The sequence below is a fragment of the Microcoleus sp. B7-D4 genome, assembly GCF_036705125.1.
Classification (GTDB): Bacteria; Cyanobacteriota; Cyanobacteriia; order Cyanobacteriales; family Microcoleaceae; genus Microcoleus.
This window is the reverse complement of the sequence record NZ_JAUBTT010000008.1, coordinates 100,074-125,385: the sequence shown is the minus strand read 5'-3', so window position 1 is coordinate 125,385 and position 25,312 is coordinate 100,074. Positions and strand designations below refer to the sequence as shown.

Genomic DNA, 25,312 nt, shown 5'->3' with positions numbered 1-25,312 from the left:
ATGCGAGGATTGCTGTAGGATAGTTTCTAACCCTGATGTCATCAGTTATTCCCTATCGAAAATAGAAAATCGAAAAGGGCATAAATTCTTCCTTCAAAAAGGATCGAGCCCTTGAATATTTTAGTCAGTTTAGCAGCTAGCGACAAAAGACTGCGAACAACAAATAAATAACAAAGTGTAGTTGAGGAGAGAACGTGAAACAGCATCTACGGTTAAGTGGAGGACTCTTATGCAGCGTTGCAGGAGTTCTGATCGCCCAAGCCCCCGTCTTGGCAGTGCCGACTCAAGTCACAGGAGTGCAAATAAGTCAAGGTAATAATGGCGTAAATATTGTTATGGCGACAGAAAAGGGCGATCGCCCGCAAGTTTTCGCCATCAATAACGGCAATACTTACCAAGCCACAATTATCAACACCCAGCTCCGCTTACCACAAGGCAACAGCTTCCGTCAAGATAACCCCGCTCCGGGAATTTCTTCCGTAGAAATCACCCAGGTAGAGGCTAACAGCATCCGCGTTGTGGTAGCCGGCACCAACGGAGTTCCCAACGGACAAATTGTTCCGGGACAAGGCCAAAGCATCGTCCTCAGCGTTGCCGGACAGGGTGGCACAGCACAGTCTGCCCAAACTCCACCCCCGCCGCCTCCGGGACTGCCGCTGAGCCAAACAGCTCCCCCGCCGACTCCCCAAGTCCGCACCTCGCAAAACCCAGGCGTGCTGCTGCCAAATCCAGAAGTTACTGTTACCAGAAACGATCGCCCCCCCCTCCCCAGCGAAATACAATCCCAGACAAATCAGGCAGCGCCTTTCCTGCCGCGGGCCGTGGCGCCGCCCTTGGGAGATATCGCAGTGTCTAACATCGCCCCTGGCGTCGGAAATATTGAGCTGAGTTCGGGAGAACGCATCCCCCGCTTGGTGCTGCGGGATGCCCCAGTCCGGGACGTTTTGGCTCTGCTGGCGCGCGCTGCAGGCTTGAACATTGCTTTTACAGGTGGCGGGGCCCCTGCTCAACCGGGCCAGCCCGCAGTGCCTGGTCAGCCAGGAGCCTCCGGGTCAGATGAAGGGCCGAAGATTTCTTTGGACATCGAAAATGAGTCGGTGCAAGATGTCTTTAATTACGTGCTGCGGCTCAGCGGGCTGCAAGCTAACCGCCAGGGGCGGACGATTTTTGTAGGGACTAGCTTGCCGATCGACTCGCGCAATATTATCATTCGGACTCTGCGGCTCAATCAAGTTCGGTCTACGGATGCAGCTAACTTTTTGAGCGCTCAAGGCGCGGAAACTCAACTGCCGATTACTCGGGTGACTATTCAAAGCGTCGGCCAGGGAAATGCGGCGCGGGATGTGGAAATTAGGGAACCCGACATTAAGGCGATCGGCGCTAGGGAAGGCACCGGGCCGCTCTTGCTGAGGGGACTTTCGGTGCTGGCGGATTCTCGGCTCAATTCCATCACTTTGGTGGGCGACCCGCGCAAAGTTGACATGGCTGTGGCTTTCTTGACACAGCTAGATTTGCGCCGCCGTCAAGTAGCTGTCAACGTCAAGGTGATCGATATCAACTTGTCGGGAGACAACAGAACAAATACTAGCTTCTCTTTCGGGATTAATGACAGTTTCTTTGTCAATGACGGCGGGGCGGCGATCGTCAATTTTGGTGGTATTAATCCGCCCGATACCGACGCTGTAACTACTGGGATAGCTAATCGGCCGATTATTGAGAACCGAGACATTCCCCAAGAATTCAGGGATACTCCTTTCTACGATGCGAACGGCCGGCGTATCGTGCCCTTGACAGGTCAATCTCTAGGTCCAGGTCTACCCCCCACCAAAGGTGTGTTCCTCCAGCCGACAGCCCCAGTGACTAATGACCCCACGCGAGTTGGAATTACGGATTACGATCCAGGCTCGGCAACCACTTCGGGAAGTGCGCTTTTTGGTCAGTTCCCGCTGTTCCAATATCCAAGACGTTTTCTGTCTAACCTGCAGGCCAGTATTACCAGCCAGAATGCCAAAATCCTGACTGACCCGACTCTGGTTGTCCAAGAAGGGGAAACGGCGAATGTGAATATCACCGAAGAAGTGATTACTAACATTCGATCGGAATCGCAGACAACAGCAGGTCAAACTACCAGAACGGTGACGGCAGAAAAAGGCCAGGCAGGTTTGCGCTTGGGAGTGGCGATCGATCGCATCGACGATAACGGTTTTGTCTCTCTGCGAGTCAACCCAATCGTCAGTGCGATCGGCCCGTCTCGACCCCTGAGCACTGGCGCAGGAGAAAATAACAGTATCACCCTGCTGGCTGAGCGCTCTTTGCAGTCGGGGCTAATTCGCCTGCGGGACGGTCAGACTTTGATTTTATCGGGGATTATCCGCGACCAAGACCGGGTTACAGCGACGAAGATTCCGATTTTAGGAGATTTGCCGATTATCGGTTCGCTGTTCAGGAGCACTAATAAGATCAACGAGCGGGCGGAAGTGATTGTATTGCTGACGCCGCAGATTTTGGATGATAGCGATCGATCGAACTTTGGCTACCAAAACAACATCAGTCCCGACGCGCGCCAACTGTTGCAGCGCAGTCAGCCCGTCCAGCCGAGACAGTAGGAACAAAGGAAAAATGCCTTGCTGTCAACTTTCCATGCTCTTTCCCCTGAGTCCGACAGTCCGACAGTCCGACAGTCCGACAGTCCGACAGGGGTTGAAACCCCTGCCTCAAAGCGAAAGTCCTCTAAAAGAGGACTAAAAATTAGTATTTGAGTCGGTTTTAACCGACTTCAGCTATGAGACAGGGACTTCAGTCCCTGGCGGTGGAAGAAGGCATTGCTCTCAACTTTCCACGCTTTTTCCCCTGAGTCCGACAGTCCGACAGTCCGACAGTCCGACAGTCCGACAGGGGTTGAAACCCCTGCCTCAAAGCGAAAGTCCTCTCAAAGAGGACTAAAGAACTCATTAGTCCCATGCAAAAGGACTATCAATCACTCTTTCAGTCGTCTTCAGACGACTTTCGCTATTAGCCAGGGGTTTCAACCCCTGGCGGGTTTCGGGAGAATGAAACAGCCCTGCCCACCGGGGAAAGAAAGATGGGAAAGAAAGAAGGAAGAAGGAAAAAACTTTTCCTTTAGCCCTTGACAAATTACATTTTATTCCTTCTATTTCTTCTTTTTTTATGCTTTCAAATCCACCGAGGCGAGAAATCTTCTCTCGAAGGTGGTATTTTTTTACCTAAATTTTGGGATTAATTACAAAAATTAGCAAGTTGCATATAAATTAAAGGTTCCACCGATCCATAACGGTCGGCAAGACTTTAGAATAATGCAGTGAAAATTAGATGCTGTGGGGTTTTCAGCAGTTAGAAACAAAAATTCCTTCTCTGACCAATTATCCTAGGGTAATTGGTATTCAGCAGGAGTTGTGATTCGGGGAAGCGGACGGGAGCAATCGGGAACCACCCAAACCTCCCAATCCACACCTCAATCCAGTTGATAACTCACAGCTAATAGTTGAACTAACTCTGTTTAACGTAATTTTGCAAATCCAGAAGGAGTTCGCAATGAACAAAGGTGAATTGGTTGATGCAGTCGCGGAAAAGGCTAGCGTGACGAAAAAACAGGCAGATGCTGTTTTGAGTGCCGCCCTCGAAGCAATCATGGAAGCTGTCTCTGATGGCGACAAGGTGACGCTGGTCGGTTTTGGCTCGTTTGAGTCGCGGGAACGCAAGGCCCGCGAGGGTCGCAATCCCAAAACTGGCGACAAGATGGAAATCCCGGCAACCAGAGTTCCTGCATTTTCCGCAGGGAAGTTGTTTAAGGACAGAGTTGCACCGCCGAAAAACGCGGAATAGCTGGCGAACTGAGTCTTGATTAGACCTGTACACGGTGGGAATTTAGCTTGGGCAGCCGCACTGGCAGGCTGCCCTGCCTCTGCTATTCTTGATTTTTCTGCGAGTATCAGTCCTTTGGGCCCTCCTGAGTCGGCCCTGGCTGCGATTCAATCACACTTGAGCAGTCTGACGGCTTACCCAGACCCGGATTATGGGGAGCTCAGGACTGCTTTGGGGGAGGCTTTGAAGGTTGACCGGGATTGGATTTTGCCGGGGAATGGTTCGGCAGAATTGTTGACTTGGGCGGCTTGGGATTTGTCGAAGCTGGAGGCGACTTATTTGGTGACTCCGGCTTTTGGCGATTACTGGCGGGCTCTTTCGGCTTTCGGGGCGCAGGTTCTCAAATGTCCTTTGGATCTTAAATCTTGCACCATTGTCAAGAACGGGCAAGATGCCCATTCCACAAGAGATGAATTTTGTGGAACAGGCATCTTGCCTGTTCCTAAACAAGTAATTGAGAATGCTGCAACATCTCAGTTGGATCTGAAATCGTTGGACGCGGAGGCTGGAAGCCGGTTAGTAACGGATGATTTGTCGGTTTCTAACCGTTCCCTTGTCTCCCCTTCTTTGCGTCTCCCGGTTCCTCTTGCTCTCGATGCCGATAGACGAGGTTTGCTCCTGAACAACCCGCACAATCCTACGGGTTTGCTGTTTGGTAGGGAGGCGATTTTGCCTTATTTGAAGCAGTTAGCTATGGTGGTGGTGGATGAGGCCTTTATGGACTTTCTACCGCCTTCTGAGCAGGAAACTTTGATCGATGCTGTTGAGGAGTTTCCGAATTTGGTGATTTTACGATCGCTCACTAAATTCTATTCTCTGCCGGGACTGCGGTTGGGCTGTGCGATCGCCCATCCCGATATTCTCCGCCGCTGGCAGTTACTGCGCGATCCTTGGCCTGTGAATGCTTTGGCTGCTGCTGCTGCTGCTGCTGTGGTGCGAGATACTGTTTTTGAGCGGCAAACTTGGGATTGGCTGCCTGTTGCTCGCCGAGAACTATTTGAGGGTTTGGCTAATTTGCCGGGTTTGCAGCCTTTTGCCGGGGCGGCTAATTTCTTGTTGGTTGAGTCGTCGATGTCGGTTTCTTCTATTCAAAAAAGTCTGTTGGAACGACACCGGATTTTGATTCGGGATTGTTTGAGTTTTCCTGAGTTGGGCGATCGGTTTTTTCGGGTGGCTGTGCGCTCCAAGGCGGACAATCTGCGGCTGATTGCTGGACTTAAAGAAGTCATTAGTCAGTTGACAGTTGACAGTTGACGGTTGTCAGTTGACAGTTGACAGTTGACGGTTGACAGTTGACGGTTGTCAGTTGACAGTTGACAGTTGACGGTTGACTGTTAACAACCAATAAAAGTTGACAAACTGATTTTATTGGTCGTTTGAGCGGACATCCCCAAGAAACCCGGTTTCTATGATAAATCTTGGGTTTTACAGCGAAGTATCTAGGAAGAAACCGGGTTTATGACCCCGCGCGCCGATCGTCCTAAACTACTAACTAATGACTAATGACTACTGACTACTGACCGAAAGCATCCAGGATACAAGCCCCCGGATTCATCCGTCCAGAAATAAAAAACCTGTATCCGATGAAAGTTGCCCCCCGAATTTATCCGTGGTCAATGCTTCAATTCTTTAATCTAAAATCTAAAATCTAAAATCTAAAATCGATTGACTTCTTTATTTATGCTTGACTATGATTTAGTGATTATTGGTGGAACTCCGGCCGGACGTTATGCTGCTTTGACTGCAACTAATTTCCCGGCCCGCGTTGCTTTGGTGGAACCGCTAAGTAATTCCCAAGATTTGCCGACTGGGGAAAAAGAGTCGATCGACCTTGGTTTGAGATACAGCCAAACTTTGAGGGAGGCTGCTCGTTTTGCCCAGCAGATCAGCCGTCAGCAATTGGGGCTTCGCTGGGAAGTCGCTAATTCCTCCATTCCGATCAAATTGGGGTTTGAGGGGGTTCTGAAGTGGGCCGACGGTGTTGTTTCTAATTTGTCAGAAATTGATGATCTCGGCGTTTTGGCTGCTCGCGGGGTCGATGTTATTTTTGGCAGCGGCGAGTTTGTTGCGAAACCGGATTTGGCTTTTGTTGCAGGTGGGCGGAAATTGCGATCGCTCTGTTATTTGCTAGCTTGTCCAACTCTGCCGGCGATTCCCAATATTGAAGGACTTTCGTCTGCTGGATTTTTTACTTCGGAAACTGTCGGGGAATTAGCAAAACTTCCCCAGTTGCCTAAAAGTTTGGCTGTAATCGGTGCCGATCCCAGCGGTGTCGAAGTGGCTCAGACTTTTGCTCGCCTGGGGGTTGCTGTCACTTTGGTGGTGAAAAGTTCGCACATTTTGGCTAAAGAAGACCGGGAGGCTGCTGGTTTGGTGCAAGCTGGAATGGAAGCTGAAGGAGTGCGGATTCTGACTGCTACTGAGGTGACTCAAGCTAGGGTGATTGAGGGTAAAAAGTGGATTCAAGCTGGGCCAAGAGCGATCGAAGCTGAGGAGATTTTTCTAGCCGCCGGTAGAGGGCACAATTTTTCATCGTTAAATCTCGAAGCGGCTAAGGTTAAATACAGCGCTCGCGGGGTGATTTTAAATGAAAAGCTGCAAACAACTAATCGCCGCATTTATGCGATCGGCGATGTTGCTGGGGGTTATCCGTTCCCTCACATCGCTAATTACGAAGCTGCGGTTGCTGTGAAAAATGCTTTGTTTTTGCCGCTGTTTCAAATAGATTATCGCGGGATTCCTTGGGCGATTTTTTCCGATCCGCAGTTGGCGAGGGTTGGCTTGACTGAAGCGCAAGCAAGGCGCCGTTTTGGAGACGATCTCATTGTTTGTCGGGAATATTTCAAGAATGTTGAAAGAGCTCAAATGTCCGGGGATACAACTGGTTTTTGTAAGATTGTCGGGCGTCGCAATGGTGAGATGTTGGGAGCGAGTATTGTGGGGCCGCAAGCTGCTGAGTTGATTCACGCGATCGCTTTGGCTGTGCGTCACGGGATGAAGGTTGAGGCGATCGCCCAACTTCCTTATATTTGGTCGAGTTTTTCGGCAATTAACGGTCAAACTGCGGCTCTTTGGGAGTCGCAGCGCTTGGGTAGCAATACTTTTTCGCGCAATTTATGGGAGAATTTGTTTCACTGGCGCAGGTATTGGAAGTGAAACAATCAAAGGGGTAATTGGTAATTGGTAATTGGTAAGTATGTGAGTGGCAAAATATAATTGACTTGGGCTAATTCCACAGTTGGCTTCTGAATTTTGGCATTAAATGCCTGATTCACTTATTAAAGTGGGGCAGCTTGTTGTTGCATCAGGACAAATAATTCGGCTTGGAGCCTATGACTCCCTACCGATCCGCCATCGAGCGCACAAACTAGATTTCCTCTGCTTCCTGCTTTAAATGCAGAGTCGCCCGAATTGTACTGATGAGATTAAATTCTGAGCTAAACTCGACATTAGATTTAATAGGCGATCGCATACAAGCATCGGTTTTAAAAATACTCTTAAGTACCTGATTAGCCTCTTAAATTCCTCTTCTTTCAACTGCTGTCGTTCAAGGAGCATTAGCCTCCTTCATTTTCTACTGAGTCTTAACTCCAGTATCAACAGCTCTTACATAAACAATTCAAGTATTGTTTTAAACTCTTGCTTTCATAACTCTCTCTCCCAAATATATTAAGAAAAATGTAATTCACTGAATACTAAAGCAGAGCAAGCGAAAATAGTAGATAGTAACTCTCAGAAGCTTCAGACTTGACAGAAGCAGTAGGAATACGTAGATATGACTAACATCACAAATTTTTTTCTAGGATATCACATTAACGAGGAAATATACGCAGGCAATCGAACTCTAGTTTATCGTGGTATTCGCTCTTGTGATCAGCAACCCGTCGCGATCAAACTACTGCGAAATGACTTTCCCAGCTTCAACGAACTGGTTCACTTCCGCAACCAATACGTCATTGCTAAAAACTTAAATATCCCCGGCACTGTCAAGGCATACAGCCTGGAGAGCTATCATAACCGCTATGCTTTGGTGATGGAAGACTTTGGCGGAATTTCCTTATGTAGCTACCTTGCTAGTCTAGCATCCGATAGCAACGAAACCCTAGAAGGCTTGCCAGTTAACGAGTTTCTTCCTATGGCAATTCAAATTGCCAACGCCCTTGACGGACTTCATCGCCACCACGTCATCCATAAAGACCTCAAGCCCGCCAACATTCTCATTAACCCCACCAGTAAAGAAGTCAAGCTGATTGATTTGAGCATCGCTTCCCTGCTGCCGCGCGAAACCCAAGAAATTCAAAATCCCAATGTCCTAGAAGGCACTTTACCCTACATATCTCCCGAACAAACTGGGCGAATGAACCGAGGCATTGATTACCGCACAGATTTCTACTCTCTGGGAGTCACATTCTACGAATTACTAACAGGAAAGTTACCATTCCAAACAGACGATCCAATGGATTGGGTACACTGCCACCTGGCAAAGCAACCTATTCCCGTCCATGAACTCCACCCAGCAGTTCCTCCGGTACTGTCTGAGATAGTTGGTAAACTGATGGCGAAGAATGCGGAAGACCGCTATCAAAGCGCCCTAGGACTCAAGTACGACTTAGAAACTTGTTGGCAGCAGTGGAGAGAAAAGGGAGAGATTGCATCCTTTAAATTAGGACAGCGAGATTTGTGCGATCGCTTCATCATCCCAGAAAAGTTGTACGGTAGAGAAAGCGAAGTATTCTCCCTGCTATCGGCCTTCGAGCGCGTCAGTGCCGGAAGCACCGAAATGATGCTCGTTGCCGGTTTCTCAGGCATTGGCAAAACCGCTGTCGTTAACGAAGTTCACAAACCAATTGTGAGACAGCGAGGCTACTTTATTAAAGGAAAATTCGACCAATTTCAACGCACCCTTCCCTTTACAGTATTTGTCCAAGCTTTTCGCGATTTAATGGGACAACTGCTATCGGAAACCGATGCTAAACTTGAACAATGGAAGTTGGAAATTTTGGCGGCTTTGGGCGAGAATGCTCAGGTGATAGTTGAAGTCATTCCTGAACTCGAACGTATTATCGGACAGCAAGCGCCCGTCCCCGAACTTTCGGGAAGTGCTGGTCAAAATCGCTTCAATTTGTTGTTTGAAAAATTCATTCAAGTCTTCACAACAAAAGACCATCCTGTAGTGCTTTTCTTGGACGATTTGCAATGGGCAGACTCAGCATCGTTAAAATTAATTCAACTGCTGATGAGCGACGTTGATAACTGCTATCTCTTATTAATTGGAGCTTATCGGGATAACGAAGTTTTTCCCGCACATCCATTGATGCTGACGTTAGCAGAAATTCAAAAAACTGAAGCAAAGGTGAATACTATTACCTTAACACCACTTGAGCGAGCCGACGTAAATTGTTTAGTTGCCGATACTCTAGCTTGTTCTACAGCGTTGGCTCAGCCTTTGACAGAACTCGTTTATCAGAAAACCCAAGGCAATCCATTTTTCAGCACACAATTCCTCAAATCTTTGCAGGAAGATGGGCTGATTGAATTTAATTTTGACGCTCGGTATTGGCAGTGTGATATTGCTAGAGTGCGAACCTTGGCACTAACAGATGATGTTGTAGAATTTATGGCACTTCAGTTGCGAAAGTTGCCAGCCCAGACCCAGGAAATTTTAAAGTTAGCTGCTTGTATTGGCAATCAGTTCGATTTGGCGACGTTAGCAATTGTTGATGAAAATTCGCCAACAGAAACCGCATCGGCTTTATGGAAGGCACTACAAGACGGGCTAATTTTACCCATTAGCGAAGTTTATAAGTTTTATCAGCCAGAGGGAAATAGCGAATCGGTAATCGGTAATATCAAGAAATCTGACCAATTACTAATTACCCAGGATCAATTACCCAAATATAATTTTTTACACGATCGCGTTCAACAAGCTGCTTATTCCCTCATTCCTGAAGACCAAAAGCGTTCTACTCACTTAAAAATTGGTCAACTGTTATTAAAGAATACGCCAGAAGCCGATCGAGAAGAAAGAATTTTTGATATTGTCAATCACTTAAATGTGGGAGTTGAGCTAATTACCCAGGAGGCAGAACGGGAACAATTAGCACGATTGAATCTGGTTGCTGGAAAGAAAGCCAAAGCTGCTACCGCTTATGCTGCTGCGGTTGAAGATTTCAAGGTTGGCCAGGAATTACTGACAGAAAATAGTTGGCATAGTCAATACGAACTAACATTAGCGCTGTATACAGAAGCAGCAGCAGCGGCATATCTAAATGGTGATTTTGACCAGATGGAAAAATTAGCATCTGTCGTGGAAAACGGCGCCAAAACGCTAGGGGACAAAGTGAAGCTATATGAAGTCCAAATTCAAGCTTATATGGCGCAAAATAAGCTACAGGAAGCGCTGAATACAGGGTTGCCAGTCTTAAAGCAGTTGGGGGTAGAGTTTCCCTCCGAGCCAAATTTATCTGATATTGGACAGGCACTAGGAGAAACCGCGTCAATTTTGAGCGGAAAGGGAACTGAGGACTTAATTGATCTCCCTCTGATGACAGATCCTCAACAAATAGCAACTATAACGATTCTGTCAAGCCTATTTACTCCTGCCTACCTAGCGCTGCCGCCACTCGCGCCTTTGGTAGTTTGCAAACAGGTCAATTTATCTGTCCAATATGGCAATGCTTCTTTGTCTCCCTATGCTTTTGTCATATATAGTTTTCTTCTCTGTGGCATGGGAGATATTGAGCGGGGCTATCAGTTCGGTCAACTGGCTTTACGTCTATTGTCAAAGTTGAATGCCAAAGAAATCCAAGCCAAGACATCCGCAATGGTGCATTCTTGTATTCAACCTTGGAAAGAACACTTCAGAAATAGTTTAAAACCTTTGCTGTCAGATTATACTTGTGGGCTGGAAACCGGAGAGTTAGAATTTGCTGGTTATGCTATCTTTCACTACAGTTATTACTCGTATTTTGTTGGCAAGCAACTAACGCAACTCGAACCAGAAATAGCAACCTACGCAGATGCCGTTAGTAAAATTCACCAAGAAGCCCCACTTTCTTATCAGAAAATTTGTTGGCAAGCCGTTTTGAACTTGATAGGAAGATCGCCAGACCCATGCCATTTAAAGGGAGAAGCCTACGACGAAGAGACAATGTTGCAACTGTATCAGGGAACCAATAACTACCTAGGGATTCATTACTTATACTTGCATCAACTTGTGCTTTGTTATCTGTTTGAAAATTACCCGGAAGCTTTTAAAAGTAGCGCTCAAATAGAAAGTTATTTGAGCGCAGCTTCAGGGCTGATAACTGTTGCCATCTTCCATTTCTACGATTCTTTGGTGCGGTTGGCAGTGTATTCTGACACTCCCCAGTCTGAACAACAGGGCATTCTTGACAGAGTACAAGCTAACCAAGAAAAAATGCAAAAGTGGGCGAATCATGCCCCCATGAATCATCTGCATAAATTCTATCTAGTAGAGGCAGAACGGCATCGCGTTTTAAACCAAAAAATAGAAGCGGTCGAGATGTACGACAAGGCTATTGCCCTCGCCCAAGAAAACGAATACCTCAACGAGGAAGCACTTGCTCACGAACTCGCTGCCAAATTCTACTTAGAATGGGGCAAAGAAAAACTGGCAAAACCATATTTAATTGATGCTTACTATGCTTACGCTCGTTGGGGAGCAAAAGCAAAGATTGACCATCTAGAACAGCGCTACCCCCAATTGCTTGCTGTGATCCTGCAACAGGAGCGAACTCGCCAGAATCCGAGCGAAACAATTCACACATCGACCCATAGTGAATCATCCCTATCTAACACGAATAGAACAATTATCGGTAGCACCAGCAGTTGGGGCTTAGTAGATTTGCCGACCGTTATCAAAGCTTCTCAAGCTCTATCTAGCGAAATTAAACTCGATCAATTGCTCACTACGCTCATGCAAGTGGTGGTGAAGAATGCCGGAGCGCAAACCGGAGCATTAATTTTGAATGAAGAGGGAAACTGGAGGATAAACGTCCACTGCACAAACCGTCAAGACTGCCTTCTGCAATCTATTCCGGTTGAGGAGAGCGAAGTAATTCCTCTCACCCTAATCAACTACGTCAAACGTACAAAAGAAACCCTTATTTTTGATGATGCTAGCAATCAACCAAGATTTGCATCTGACCCCTACATAGTCCAACAGCAACCTCAGAGCGTGCTTTGCACTCCGATCAGCGAGCGAGGGAAAATGATGGGGATTTTGTATTTGGAAAATAATTTAGCCACAGGGGTATTCACGGGCGATCGCGTCGCCATCCTCAACATCCTGTGCTCCCAAGCAGCAATTTCCTTACAAAACGCCCGACTGTATCAACAATCCCAGGAATATGCCCAAAAACTAGAGCAGTCTATCCACGATCTCAAACAGATGCAACTGCAATTGGTGCAGGGTGAGAAGATGTCTGCTTTGGGAAATTTAGTCGCCGGTGTAGCCCACGAAATTAACAATCCCGTAGGCTTTATCGCGGGAAACTTGCAACCGGCTCAAGAATACGTGGGGGATTTATTCAATTTGATTGATTTGTATCAAGAAAAATTTCCCAATCCGGGAGGGGAAATTGAAACAGAAATTGAAGATATGGACTTGGAGTATTTGCGAGAAGATTTGCCTAAATTGATTGGCTCGATGAAGGAAGGAGTCGATCGCATCCGCAATATCAGTATAAGTTTGAGAACGTTTTCGAGGGCTGATAGCGATCGACCAGTTTCTTTCAATATTCACGATGGACTCGAAAGCACTCTGCTAATTCTCAAGCACCGTTTAAAAGCCAGCGAGTTCCGCCCTGCCATTGAAGTTGTGAAAGAGTATGGTAACTTGCCCCTAGTGAAATGCTTTCCCGGCCAGTTAAACCAGGTATTTATGAACGTACTGGCTAATGCCATTGACGCTCTGGAGGAGTCAAATAAGGAGCGCAGTTTTAAGGAAATTAAAGCCCTACCTAATCAAATCACGGTTCAAACTGCTCTGAGCGAAGACCAAAATCAGGTTTTGATTCGCATTAAGGATAATGGAGTGGGGATGTCAGGCGAAGTCAAGGAAAACATCTTTAACCACTTATTCACTACCAAGTCGGTGGGTCAAGGAACTGGATTAGGATTGTCTATAGCCCACCAAATTGTTGTGGAAAAACATGGAGGTACGTTACTCGTGAATTCTTCTTTGGGCCAGGGTTCGGAGTTTGTGATTTCTATTCCGGCGTGAGCATTTCGTAATAGGGCTGTAACGCAATTAGTGCCGCGTCGCAATTACCAGTTCCGTTATTAGCAGAAACAGGAAACGGGACACGGGGAACGAGCAACAGCCTAGGGGTTTTCGTGCTCGGAACTAGCGACTATGGACTAGGGAAACAAAGAATCTCGACTAATTCCCCCATCCTCCGCCCGCACCTTATTGGTGATTGAGACAGCGGTTTGCAACCGCCCGCTTTACCAACTCTCTTCGCTTTTTTTGTGCCCGGTTTTGAGTTAAGAGTTCCCTTGAGTTTTTCAGCCTCTACCTTACCGAAATGAAAGCAGCTATCATGCTACTGAGATTGGGGAGTTGAATTTCATAATATGATAAGGTGCGCGCACCCTAGGTTAATAAGGTGCGCGCTTGACGCTTGACGCTGAGATGTACGGAGAGGGTGGGATTTGAACCCACGTTAGAGTCACCCCTAAAGTAGATTTCGAGTCTACCGCATTCAACCGCTCTGCCACCTCTCCAATTGATTTGAGATGTGAGCTAAAAGTATTTTACCGCACAGTGCGCCAGATTGTAAATCTTTATAAAAAAGAAGTTTGATTTTCTTCAGATTCCAAAGTGGTCTTAAATCCCCCTGCAGGAGTCCACTGGAGGGCTCCGTCGCGCCCTGTCCAGAATATCTGGGTTTTGGTTTGGCGCAGTTGGGCTGCGGTTTCTGGGTCGATTTCGTCAGCAGAGGCGATCGCCACTTGTGGCCCAACCGCGCCCAATAACTCGGCCGTCAGGGCTTTTCCTGACCACCACAGCACTTGAGCCGGCTTCAAGGTTCCCGTTGCTGCCAATTTTTTTTGCGCTTCCGGTGTCATTTCACCGACGAGCAACCAAGTTCGATTTCCCACCAGGAATTCTACCACCGGAATCTCCGCATTCACGAACTGCAACCGCGTCGAACCCAGATCAACTGTACTGCTAGTTTCTAAAGGAATGTAAACGCCTTGGCGAGATTGCACAGCCGTTATAAATTCCTGATTGTTGCCACGGTGAATTTGTTTGGGAGCATTATTATCATAAAATGTTTTAATTGGCAAGCGTTCTAGTAATTTTCCCCAACCACTGCTCAAACCTAAATGACCGTGAGTGGCGATCGCAAAATTCACAGAATTAACTCCTTGCTTCTGCAAAAAAGGCAACACTGTAAACCTTACGGTATTTTCATCACCGCTATTAATTAGCGCCACTTTTCCCCTATCTTGAATTACTAAAACAGGCTCACCAGATGTCGCCAGCAAAGTAACTTGAAATAAAGATGATTGAACGTGCCAAGCTGGCAAAACTATGATACTTATTCCCGCCACCAGCGCCAGCGGTAAAATCCAAGCCGCAGAAAAAATCGGCAGTGCAATAACTCTGCTTTTCGCCTTCTTCCCTTTCCCCTTTTCCTGGTTTTTTCCTCTGACTGCTTCCGGCTTCCGTCTTTTTTCTTCCTTCCTCCTTCTATCCGTTACATCCGTTACAGAATCCGTTGCCGAACTTCCCCCGATCCAAACCCAGCAAATTAAACTGTAAAGCGCGATTAGCTGAAACACCGATACTTGACCGACAGCTACCGAATTACCGGGTAATTGCGAGAAATATTGGGCGATCGCAATTAACCCCTTTGCCGGATAGTCCAGCAGTTGCGCTAAAATACTGCCAGCGGGCGGAAAAATCAATCCAGCTAAAGCGCTAACCATCCCCCCAATACTCAAAATCCACAGCAAAGGAGCCGCAATAATATTGACTAAAATGCTGTAAGGTGATACCACACTAAAAACGTAAAGTAGCAGCGGCAGGACCCAAATTGAAGCTGCAATCGGAACCACAACAATCGAAGCGATCGCGGGCGGCATCCATTCCAACTTTGCCATCAGCGGCGGCGTTGTCACGATTAACCCCAAAGTTGCCAAAAAACTCAGTTGGAAACCTAAATCCCAAATCCACAAAGGGTTAACCAGCAGTAAAATAGTAGCAGCAATTAACAGCAATCCCAGCGGCTTAACTTGGCGGTTCAGCACCAAAGCAAATAGTGTTCCCAATCCCATTAAAGCGGCGCGGCATACTGAAGCTTCAAAGCCGGTTAATCCCACGAGGAAAAATAAAGCACCGACGCCAAAGCTAAATTGTAATTGTTTGGAAAAACGCCTGGTTAAAGCTAGAACTAAAGCCAAAACCATCGAAACTTGAGTGCCGGAAGCTGCGATCGCGTGGGCCACTCCAGCCTGCACAAAAGAGTCGCGGATGTTGTAAGGTAAATCTACTGCTTGTTTGCCGAGGGCGATCGCACTGATCAAGGGCCCTTCTGGAACATTTAACTGCGATAGTTGCGATCGCACGATCCGCTGCCGCATCGCTTGAATTTTCGATGGCTGCATCCCGCTTGACTCCCAGAAAGCAGCCGCTTGGCTGTTAACTCGATTTACATCCGCGATCGCATTTTCTCTCCTCCAGTCAATTTGACGGCCTTTGAGTCCGACAAAAGCCCCTTCTCTGGCTAAATATTTTTGAAAATCAAAAGCCCCCGGATTCGACGGCGGCTGCGGTTTGTACAAGGAACCCACAACTGCGATCGTATTGTCGGCGTACAAGCCAGTTGCTTGCAGCAGGGGCACTGTAACGTAGAGTTTGCCGGATACTGGGCGGTTGACAACTACTCCTCCCTCGCCGCCGTTGATTTCGCTAACTAAATCTGTTTCTAGCCAAAATTGCGATCGACCCGATCGAGTCAATCGAGGCGTACTGGCAACTCTACCGCGAACTGTCACCGCCACTTCTTGAGTGTTTCCAACCGCCGGAATCAGTTTGCTGATGTCATCTATTGCTGGTTGGGGCGATCGAACTGCAAAATAAACGCTAGCTAGAAATGCCACCAAACCCGCAACTGCCCACACCCATTTCCCTCGCGGCAGCATCTCCAACAAACTCAACTCTTCCCTCGCATCTAAGGGTGCTTCAAGAGCATTTTCTTTTTGTCTGCTGCGTCTTTTCTTAGTAACTTGGACAGAATTTTTAGTATATTTTCGCAACAATTTCGGCAGGGCGATCGCTACCGCTATTCCCAAAGCAAGTATCGCGTATCTACCCCAAGAAACCGCTGTAGAAATCAATCCCAAAATGTAGGCAAGACAGAAGATGACACCCGTTGCTTGATTCATTAATTAGCAAGTAATTAGCAATTTTTACTGTCAAAAGTAGAGTTGGTTTCAGTCCAGAACACATAATATCAATTCCGGTTATATCGGAATGATTTAACCACAGAGAACGCAGAGAACGCAGAGGAAGAGAAGAGAGAGAGACGAATAATGCCGATGAAGAGAGGATTTCATATAACCTCTGTATGTAGGGTACACATTGCGACCCTACATATAGCTGGTAAAAGTATAGTCATTTATAGGCATGGGAGGCTTCAAGTCCCTCCCCCTTCACTTTTACTTTGAGCGGATTAACCCGCATTGGCCCAACTACGCAGCTCCCTATCCCATCGCTGAAGGCATTTGGGATTGCTTTTCTGAGGATATTGTACGCTGCATTCACATCGGAATTAATTAACCGACCAACCGATGTTTTGTACAAACCTCGCTTGATACGCTTACCAGTAAACACAGGCTCTTTATCAGTTGTTCCGTAAACAGGAATTGGGTCTAGACCCAGAAAGTTGGCCCGTGAACTATAGGATTCTTCCTGCACAATTACCTTGATTCCCGCCAGCCGAGCTTTGTATTCCAACATCTCAATTAATCGAGAGTGAGGAATGTTGACAAAGTTTTGGTTGGTTTGCTTACCTAAGTTAATTTCGGTTTTCCACTGTGCATTTTTGCCGATGACCAGCGTTCCAATTTGGTTCACTACCAAATGGTCAACAATCACGCGACTAGCATGATGCAAGTAATTATCAACTTTTTGATGGCGACAACGAGTTAAGCGCGCTCATCCGGGGTGACGTTTTGCGGTTCCCTTTTAAGTGGGATTGCAATCGTGCTTTCCGCTTGTTGTAGAACTGGTTGATCGATTTCAATGGTCGCCCGTTAATCAACAAAGGGATAAATCCCGGTTGATTTGAAGTTAACGCCACTAAATTATCCAGTCCCAAATCAATACTAGCTACAGAGTTGGCATTGCCAAGGGTGGACTCCGTTTCATCATAAATCACCTCAATTACATAGGCATCACATTTCGGAACCAGTCTAACTTGACAAATCAGGTTGGGATTGAGTTTGGTTTTAATTGAAAGTTCAGTGCCGGAAAGTTTAATGATTCCTTTCTTCAACTGTTTGCTGCTAATTGCTTGAATCGTGTAGACGAGAAGGTTTCGCCCTTTAGTCTTATCTTTGTACTTTGGCAATTTTGGGCTACCCGTGAATCTTGAAGAGTCAGCTTTGTAAGCTTTAACGGCTTCAAAAAACGATTTCCAATTCTTGTCTAGCACCATCAAGATTTGCTGACTTACTTTAGCAGGCAAAGCCTTATATGCTTCGTGAGACTTCATCAATCGGTTCATTTCGTTATAACTGACATAACCCCATCCATAAATAAAGCTCTGACGAATGACGTAATTGGCGGCATTGTAGAGGTTTTTCGACTGGAAAGCTAGTTCGTCTATTTGGGCGAAACGGTGTTCCGTTGATTTAATGATGTGCCTCTGTGTTAGTTGCATTTGAGACTTGCGTTTTTTGGGCTATGCGTATTCCTTGTTCAACACTCACAACAATAGAATACCATTATTGTTTATAATTGCTTATAAACTCAATGAAGTTTTACAATACTACCACTGCCTAATAAGTCTTCTTCTAAATAGACAGCCCCAATTTTAAACCGAAAGCCGCGTGCAGCACCATAAGTGCAAGGGCCGTCGTGCCTAAATAAGCGTGAACCGCGCGCAGTGCTAGCTTATTGCCCCCAAAACCCGTTAGCGAAATCAAGCTGCCAATAGCCAGCAAAACCAGCACTGCCGAACCCGTCCAAAAATGCGGGCTTTCCATGACTGGCTGGTGCTGCATCACCAGCGACAGCAAGCCGCCTGTATAGCCCAAAGCTAGAAACAGAAACATCCACGGTGCAAGCTTGCGGTGATCCGAGCGACTTGTGAGTGCGACATCTTTATCTGTGGCCAAACGTCCCTGCCATCCCGTATACCCGACAAAACTGCCCATCGCCACTACCACGATCCCCATCATTACAGGGTGTCCCCAATGGGTAATTGGTTCGGGAATTCCTAGACTGCGAAATTGACTGGCGATGGGTTCTAGTAGTTCGCTTAAATTTACCATTTGATACTGACTCCAAACTTGGCGATAAATATTTTCGGACTAATCATTAAAATATTATAAAATATTAGTGTAGCAAGTGCGATCGCGATTTCTAAGAGCTGTTTAATATCAAATCCTTGCTTCATCGTCGAGCGTAAAGTCTCCTTCAATCTGCAACCAAATAGAAGCACAATTTTCAGTTTTTGGGTTCACAGTCAACAGTCAACAGTCAACAGTCAACAATTCCGGAGGAGTGCAACCAGAATCTATCTAACATGATGGTCAAACATTGCGCCGAAGCCTGGATATAGGCAAAACTTAGCCGGCTTGGGCCGGCTGTGAGATGTTTTACAGCAGTGATGCTGCTTCAAGTTAATTCTTAGCCTGATAGGCTAAATCTAAGAGCAAAAATAAACGCCATTCGCCCGCACATCACACCCCGTGGGCTGCCTTTTGCCCAATCTTCACAGCCTCATCCTCACTCTGGATGTTAAATTTTACCTGCCTGCTCAAAGTTAATTTCAATTCCTTGACTTTTGAATGGCCAAGTGAGAAATTAACATCGCAGCCGACGAACCGTCACACTTCTACATTTTGCTAATCGTTCTCAAGGGAGAATCAACTGCTGAAAAAAACTAGAGGTTCCAAGTTTGAGACTTCTGGCATAAAGTATGCCGTCTGCCCAGGCTCACTTCGATCGACTGATCGCTAAACTGTCTCAAGGCACCCTGATAGCACCCTTGGCTGTTGAGCAGCCATCGCTGTGCACCTAAATGAACCCTCTCAACTAACTAGCTGGGGATTCGGTTTTAGCAGACAAGCAGTGACTTTCTTGCGTCGCCTTCCTCGGAACCGTGCAATCGCTACACTCACTGCGCCGTCGCTAAAGTAGCTTCCGAAGGTTGGATTTGATACTTTACGAGATTTGCCAGTTCTTGTAACTGATTAATCGCTTCTGCACCTTCTAGTTTCATCAGTTCGCGGTCGTCCCGCATCTCAGTCCAAGTGATACCGTAATCTGACACTAAAAATCGAATCAGATGGTTGTCCGTCAAACTGACCATAAATGAGGCACTGTTCATCTGACCCCCGCAAGTGTAGCAGGATGCCAGATAACCCCGATGCTCTAGCACGATCGCTAAAGCTTGGAGGTTCATTACCAAATCTTGAACGAATTTACGGTGTTGTTCTGCAAGTCTCAGAAACACAGTTCTCCTCCTATCACCACACCGTGTATTTTACATCCCATTTAATAATTTCTTAATAAGTGGGTATTTAGGTGCTGGTTCAGTATACGTTTAGTATGCTCAAAAAAAATCGGATTAGCGACCTCTTCAGCCTACCTATACTACATTAACCCAGTTGTGCTCGAAACGCAGTATCAGCAGCGACATTCAGCCAAAACAGGCTCTAGCGGGGAACTCCAGCCGGAAAATTTGCCTGCTGTCAGGGCTGATTCAGCCGTCGCAGAGCCCAAAGATACAAATAACTAATGATAGTAATGAAATTAGTTAAGTAGAAGAGTTCAATCACCCTGGGGATACTCCTCCCAAAGCGTCGTCGTCTGCCGCAAGCTCAGAAAATCGCCATTCCCCAAAATCAAGTGATCCAGTAGCGGAATCGACAAAAACTGCGCTCCCGCCAGCAACTGTCGCGTCAAAGCAATATCCTCTGGGCTTGGTTCCACAATCCCCGATGGGTGATTGTGCGAGATAATCGCCCGCGTCGCCCCCTGGCGGATCACCTCGCGAAAAATATCCCGTGGGTGAGCCAAAGTTTCCGTTGCTGTGCCGATCGTAATTACCTGAGTACCCAGCAGCCGATTTTTCACATCCAGCAACACCACAGCAAAACGTTCCTGAGACTGCCACATCAAATCCTGACTCAGGGCATCCGCCGCCGCTTGGGGAGAGTCAACCACAGCCATTTCCGGCGGCCGCGACTGAAACACCCGCTTCCCCAACTCCACCGCAGCCAAAATCGAAGTCGCCTTAGCAGGGCCAATCCCGTGAATCTGCGTCAACTCCTGAACGCTAATAGTGCGTAGCACAGCCAGAGGATCGCGGTGGTGCAAACTCAACTGATTTAAAATATACTGTCCGAGCCCGACGGCCGAAAGTTTGCCGGGGCCCTGACCAGTACCCAGGAGAATCGCAATCAATTCTGCAGTCGCCAAACTTTTCGGGCCACCCGCCATCAACCGTTCCCGTGGCCGTTCACTCGTTGGCAAATCGACAATTCTCAAGCTGTAAGTCATAGCTGCACCCGCACCGCAAGCTCAACAATTAGACAATTTTAGCCGATCGATTTGCCTTCTTCAATTCGTACAATCACCGAAAAAAGCCTTCATCATTAACCGAGGATTTTGGCAGATTAAATCTAACCCAGCGTTTCGCAAGCGATCGAGTCTTGATCTCGATCGAGCTTAAAAGGATCGCCCGGATATGCCTCTAAAACTCGCTGCGCTTCAGCTTGAGTCGCAAAGTCCGAACAGTTGCAATCCGAGTTAACGCAACTCGGAAAATCGGCACTTTTAACCTTTGGTTTAGAAGACTCTTGACATACTCCCCTGCCTAAAGGCGAGAGGATTCTTAACACTTCATCGACCAATGCTACCGAAGTAGTCTTACGAGCGCCTCCATGTTCATTTTAAGTCGTGGCAATGCCCTATCCCGACTATATGTATCGTTTTGTTTGAAAAACATTAACAATACTTTGTTTTGCTTCCAGGTTGGATTTTAACCATTGCCCTTGGGTCTTTCCCTATTACTGGATCAGTCCCGGTTTCAACTCAAGATGAGTATATATCGCTGCAATCTTAGGTGGGGATTTCAACCAATTAAACTATAGCATAAAGCCGTCCTAAAAGGACGGGGCTTGCATCCCATTTTCTCGGTCAATAACTTTCTTGGTATCTTTTTTTGGCTGCTGTGCATCAAGAGCAATCTCTGCGGTTCGTTCAACAGATTTGACTGAAGATGGCAATTTGCGATCGGGCTCTGGTTTGGCAAGTGCAGGTGCGGGAGTAGAAATGGCAGGTTTCGGTGTTGGTGTCGGCGTTTTCACAGTCTGAGACTTGGGTGTCGGCACTGCCGAAAGCGGTGATGGCTTAGCGGTTTGAGATGATTCTAGCCGATCGGTTGGGGCCGGATGCGCCACCGAAACTTCCTGAGACGGATTGGGTGCGGCGACGGCAACAAGTACAAACGAAGCCGCCATCAACCCGCCGTACATCGCAGCCGATCGCTTGCGGGTTGGTGCACCCACCCATTTCGGATTAACAATACCCAGAAAAAAGGCAGGTATCGACACTAGAAAGCTTAAGATGAAAAAATTAAACATAGCGACTTTTACCAGTAAAAAAGAGAAGTAATCCAGGACGCAGAAACCGGGTTTCTTTTAGCAAAATCCGAGGTGAAGCACGAAGGATATCTGTTTAAACAACCCAATTTCTTTAATTTCTGTGTGTAAGTCCTGAGAAGTTAACTTCCTTATTTATCCGCAGGCAAACTCACAAATCCCTATGATTTACGAAGTAAACTAGAACGTTGGAGACCCGACCCTGGTGCAACCGGGTTTCTGATCGTATTTCTCCTTGCTAAGACCACGATTTTTTCCTACAGTTCGCGAGCGCACTCCGACGCCTAGAAACCTGGGTTTTTAATTGCAGTAAATTAGTAGAACCAAGTATTTTTCTTAAAAAACTAAGTTTCTCGCCCCAACCGGGCGTAACTCCTGGTAAAATTTCTTGTAATGCTGCCAAAAAAGTGAGAAGCATACCCCCAGCTACTTTCAGCGCAAAGGTGCGCTGACCCTCAATTCTGGCCATTCACTTGAGGCCAGCAGCCCCGATGAAACTGCTTGCGGCGGCTTAGGTGCTGTAACCCCAAGCAAAACGAACGAAACTGCCATCAAGCCGCCGTACAAGGCAGCCGATCGCTGGCGAGTTCCCAGTCCCACCCATTGAGGATTTAGCAGACCCAGACAAAAAGCCGGTGTGGAAAACATGAAAGTTAATACAAACAAGCTGGACATCACGCACCTCCGACTAGCGAATTGCAGCGATTAATTACTTTTATCTCCAATTAATAGCTCACAAATCCGCTTAAAAAAGTTGCAATTTATGATTTATAACTTTAGAATTATTGATGTTTATCAAACAATAATAAAACTTTTAAAATCTCTTACTTTCGGTAGTTGTTAAAAAAATAATAGGTTTCTAGAGAGACCAAAAATTTAGCTTAAAATAGAAACTAAATTCCTTACTCAAAATATGAAAGTCCGCTTTAACGTAGTCCGCCAAAATCAAAACGAGGCTCCCCGGGTTCACACTTACACCCTAGATGTGGAAGAGAGCAATACCATCCTAGACTGCCTCAACAGTATTAAGTGGGAACACGACGGCACTTTAGCTTTTCGCAAAAATTGCCGCAATACAATTTGCGGCAGTTGTTCTATGCGAATTAACGGTCGATCGGCATTAGCTTGCAAAGAAAATGTAGCCAGCGAACTCGCAAGATTGCAAAAAATAGCTGATTCCAGCTCAGCAGAAAGGCCGGCCGATTTCATTCCAGAAATCACGGTAGCCCCAATGGGAAATATGCCAGTAATTAAAGATTTGGTTGTTGACATGACCAGTTTTTGGGACAACCTGGAAGCAGTGGAACCCTATGTCAGCACAGCCTCGCGAGCAATTCCAGAACGCGAATTTCTGCAAACTCCAGAAGAGCGATCGAAACTCGACCAAACCGGCAACTGCATCCTCTGCGGCGCGTGCTATTCTGAGTGCAACGCCCGCGAAGTCAACCCGGAATTTGTCGGCCCCCACGCCCTCGCCAAAGCTTACCGCACGATCGCCGACTCCCGCGACAGCGAAACCGAAAATCGGCTCGAAAAATACAACGAAGGCACCGCAGGCGTCTGGGGATGCACGCGCTGTTACTACTGCAACTCGGTTTGTCCGATGGAAGTTGCGCCGATGGATCAAATTGGTAAGATTAAACAGGAGATTCTCGATCGCAAAGATGACCAAGCCAGTCGATCGATCCGCCATCGCAAAGTTTTAATCGATCTCGTCAAAGAAGGTGGCTGGATAGATGAGCGCAAATTTGGCATCGAAGTAGTAGGAAACTACTTCCGCGACGTTAAAGGTTTGCTGAGTCTGGGCCCGTTGGGTTTGAGAATGATCGCTCGCGGCAAGTTCCCGCTGTTTTTTGAGCCTTCAGAAGGTACCGAAACCGTGCGAAATCTGATCGAATCGGTTCAAAGTTTAGAAAAGTCAGCAGATTAGCGATCGGCGGGCATTTTCCTGGTAAATTACAAGTTGTGCGATCGTAAAGCTTCCCACAATTCATCACTCAAAACACGAAACTTAAAACTTTTCAATGACTGCTCAAACTCCTCCATCCTCAAAACCGACAACCCCAAATACCCCAAAACCAGAACCAGCCTTTGGGTGGAATGCCTACGCCGAACAAATCAACGGACGATTTGCGATGGTGGGATTCGTGGGACTTTTGCTGCTAGAATTCTTCACCCGTCAGGATTTTTTTACCTGGCTGGGCCTGCGTTAAATTAATCAAAATCAATTAAAAAAGGAAGCTGAAAAATTATCTATATTTCAGCTTTCTTTTGATTTTTAAGAGTTATTGGAAATACACTTTATCAAATTAGAGGTACCAAATTATAACATTTATAGTGGCATACAAACATATGAATTTACCCAAGTGGATAGTAGTTACTTGTAGCGCGATCGTCCTAGCATCATGCGGAAATGGATCTTCCACCTTAATCTCCGAACCGAAACCGGGAAACAGTGGACGAACATTTGCTGATTGGTGTCGCCAGCGGGCTTCTTTGATTCCTGAAGCTAAACGTACTGTTGATGTGCTGTTGCAGAAAGCAGGGACTACTGAATGCGATGAGGCTAATCAGAAACTTTCTCTGCTCACGGAACTCAGCCTCCGCAGCCATGAAATCAGCGATATTAAACCGCTAGAATCCTTGACTAACCTGACTGTGCTCAACCTCAGAGGCAATAAAATCAGCGATATCAAACCGCTAGAATCCTTGACTAATGTGACTGTACTCAACCTCAGAGGCAATAAAATCAGCGACCTCAAACCCTTACAATCTTTGACTAAGCTGACTGAACTCGACCTCAGCTTTACCCAAATCAGCGACATCAAACCGCTAGCATCTTTGACTAAACTAATCGATCTCGATCTGGGTGACAATAAAATCAGCGACATCAAACCCTTAAAATCTTTGACTAAACTGACACACCTCGTCCTCAGTGGCAATGAAATCATCGAATTCAATAAACCTTCCCCGTTAGTCGCAAAGAGGCAACCCGGAAAGAGTGGACAAACATTTGCGGATTGGTGTCGCAAAAAGGCTGATTTGAGTCTTGAAGCTAAACATACTGTTGAGGTGCTGTTGCAGAAAGCAAGGACTACTGAGTGCGATGAGGCCGATCGAGAACTTTTCCGACTCACAGAACTCGACCTCGGCGCCAATCAAATCAGCGACCTCAAACCGCTAGAATCCTTGACTAAGCTGACTGAACTCCACCTCGGTGCCAATCAAATCAGCGACCTTAAACCGCTAGAATCCTTGACTAGGCTGACTGAACTCGGTCTGATCAACAATAAAATCACCGACATCAAACCCTTACAATCTTTGACTAATCTGACGGGACTCACACTCGAAAGCAATCAGATCGGTGACATCAAACCGCTAGCATCTTTGACTAAACTAACTTTTCTCTCCCTCGGTCTCAACCCGATCGTTTCCAAAATTTGCCCGCTCAAACCAGAGTCTATCTGTCGCTGGGAACCCGTAAGTTAAATGCCAAATTTTTAACTTTACTGGTGTAAAAATTAGATGTACAAGATTATGAGTTTTATAGTTGCACGCC

General features: G+C 46.7%; 15 protein-coding genes, 1 tRNA gene and 1 pseudogene. 8 read left to right on the top strand and 9 right to left on the bottom strand.

Annotated features, from left to right (window positions below; genetic code table 11):
• Positions 1-194: 194 nt before the first annotated feature.
• The 5 genes from QUB12_RS05240 to QUB12_RS05220 all read left to right on the top strand — a co-directional run bounded on the left by QUB12_RS05240 (position 195) and on the right by QUB12_RS05220 (position 13,129).
• The gene (locus QUB12_RS05240; RefSeq protein WP_333140066.1) at positions 195-2,606 is read left to right on the top strand and encodes an AMIN domain-containing protein; all 2,412 of its coding nucleotides are present in this window, start codon (positions 195-197) and stop codon (positions 2,604-2,606) included.
• A gap of 928 nt (positions 2,607-3,534) precedes the next feature.
• On the top strand, positions 3,535-3,843 hold the full coding sequence (locus QUB12_RS05235) for an HU family DNA-binding protein (protein ID WP_278187376.1): 309 nt from the start codon (positions 3,535-3,537) through the stop codon (positions 3,841-3,843).
• 15 nt (positions 3,844-3,858) lie between these two features.
• Positions 3,859-5,136, top strand: a complete 1,278-nt coding sequence (locus tag QUB12_RS05230; RefSeq protein ID WP_333140064.1) for a threonine-phosphate decarboxylase — start codon at positions 3,859-3,861, stop codon at positions 5,134-5,136.
• A gap of 426 nt (positions 5,137-5,562) precedes the next feature.
• Entirely contained in the window at positions 5,563-7,038 is a 1,476-nt protein-coding gene (locus tag QUB12_RS05225; protein WP_333300246.1) for an NAD(P)/FAD-dependent oxidoreductase, read from the top strand.
• A gap of 619 nt (positions 7,039-7,657) precedes the next feature.
• A complete protein-coding gene (locus QUB12_RS05220) occupies positions 7,658-13,129 on the top strand; it encodes an AAA family ATPase (protein ID WP_333305783.1) in 5,472 nt (1,823 codons plus the stop codon).
• 416 nt (positions 13,130-13,545) lie between these two features.
• Here QUB12_RS05220 and QUB12_RS05215 read toward each other — a convergent pair.
• From QUB12_RS05215 to QUB12_RS05175, 9 genes and pseudogenes are all read right to left on the bottom strand, one after another.
• Positions 13,546-13,632 (bottom strand) — tRNA-Ser (locus tag QUB12_RS05215).
• 60 nt (positions 13,633-13,692) lie between these two features.
• Positions 13,693-16,302: a ComEC/Rec2 family competence protein gene (locus tag QUB12_RS05210; protein ID WP_333140058.1), complete on the bottom strand. Its 2,610-nt coding sequence runs from the start codon at positions 16,300-16,302 to the stop codon at positions 13,693-13,695.
• Positions 16,303-16,531: 229 nt separating this feature from the next.
• A pseudogene (locus tag QUB12_RS05205) lies at positions 16,532-17,801 on the bottom strand (RNA-guided endonuclease InsQ/TnpB family protein).
• A gap of 133 nt (positions 17,802-17,934) precedes the next feature.
• On the bottom strand, positions 17,935-18,414 hold the full coding sequence (locus tag QUB12_RS05200; RefSeq protein ID WP_333140054.1) for a DUF4079 domain-containing protein: 480 nt from the start codon (positions 18,412-18,414) through the stop codon (positions 17,935-17,937).
• An 848-nt stretch (positions 18,415-19,262) separates the two neighbouring features.
• Positions 19,263-19,601, bottom strand: coding sequence for a DUF1815 family protein (locus QUB12_RS05195; RefSeq protein ID WP_015176985.1), 339 nt, complete (start codon positions 19,599-19,601; stop codon positions 19,263-19,265).
• A 317-nt stretch (positions 19,602-19,918) separates the two neighbouring features.
• Positions 19,919-20,650 carry a RadC family protein gene (gene radC / locus QUB12_RS05190; RefSeq protein WP_333140050.1) on the bottom strand — a complete coding sequence of 244 codons (732 nt, stop codon included), beginning with the start codon at positions 20,648-20,650 and terminating at the stop codon, positions 19,919-19,921.
• Between the two features lie 122 nt (positions 20,651-20,772).
• On the bottom strand, positions 20,773-20,991 hold the full coding sequence (locus QUB12_RS05185; protein ID WP_333140048.1) for an excalibur calcium-binding domain-containing protein: 219 nt from the start codon (positions 20,989-20,991) through the stop codon (positions 20,773-20,775).
• Between the two features lie 264 nt (positions 20,992-21,255).
• Positions 21,256-21,735 carry a hypothetical protein gene (locus QUB12_RS05180; RefSeq protein WP_333305781.1) on the bottom strand — a complete coding sequence of 160 codons (480 nt, stop codon included), beginning with the start codon at positions 21,733-21,735 and terminating at the stop codon, positions 21,256-21,258.
• Positions 21,736-22,185: 450 nt separating this feature from the next.
• Entirely contained in the window at positions 22,186-22,428 is a 243-nt protein-coding gene (locus QUB12_RS05175) for a hypothetical protein (RefSeq protein ID WP_333305779.1), read from the bottom strand.
• A 238-nt stretch (positions 22,429-22,666) separates the two neighbouring features.
• On the opposite strand from QUB12_RS05175, the gene QUB12_RS05170 reads away from it, so the two are divergent.
• The 3 genes from QUB12_RS05170 to QUB12_RS05160 all read left to right on the top strand — a co-directional run bounded on the left by QUB12_RS05170 (position 22,667) and on the right by QUB12_RS05160 (position 25,242).
• Positions 22,667-23,683 carry a succinate dehydrogenase/fumarate reductase iron-sulfur subunit gene (locus QUB12_RS05170; protein ID WP_333140042.1) on the top strand — a complete coding sequence of 339 codons (1,017 nt, stop codon included), beginning with the start codon at positions 22,667-22,669 and terminating at the stop codon, positions 23,681-23,683.
• 94 nt (positions 23,684-23,777) lie between these two features.
• Complete coding sequence (locus tag QUB12_RS05165) at positions 23,778-23,966, top strand: chlorophyll a/b-binding protein (protein ID WP_333140040.1); 189 nt, start codon at positions 23,778-23,780, stop codon at positions 23,964-23,966.
• Positions 23,967-24,105: 139 nt separating this feature from the next.
• Positions 24,106-25,242 (top strand): leucine-rich repeat protein, encoded by a 1,137-nt coding sequence (locus tag QUB12_RS05160; protein WP_333300243.1) that lies wholly within the window; start codon positions 24,106-24,108, stop codon positions 25,240-25,242.
• Positions 25,243-25,312 lie beyond the last annotated feature (70 nt).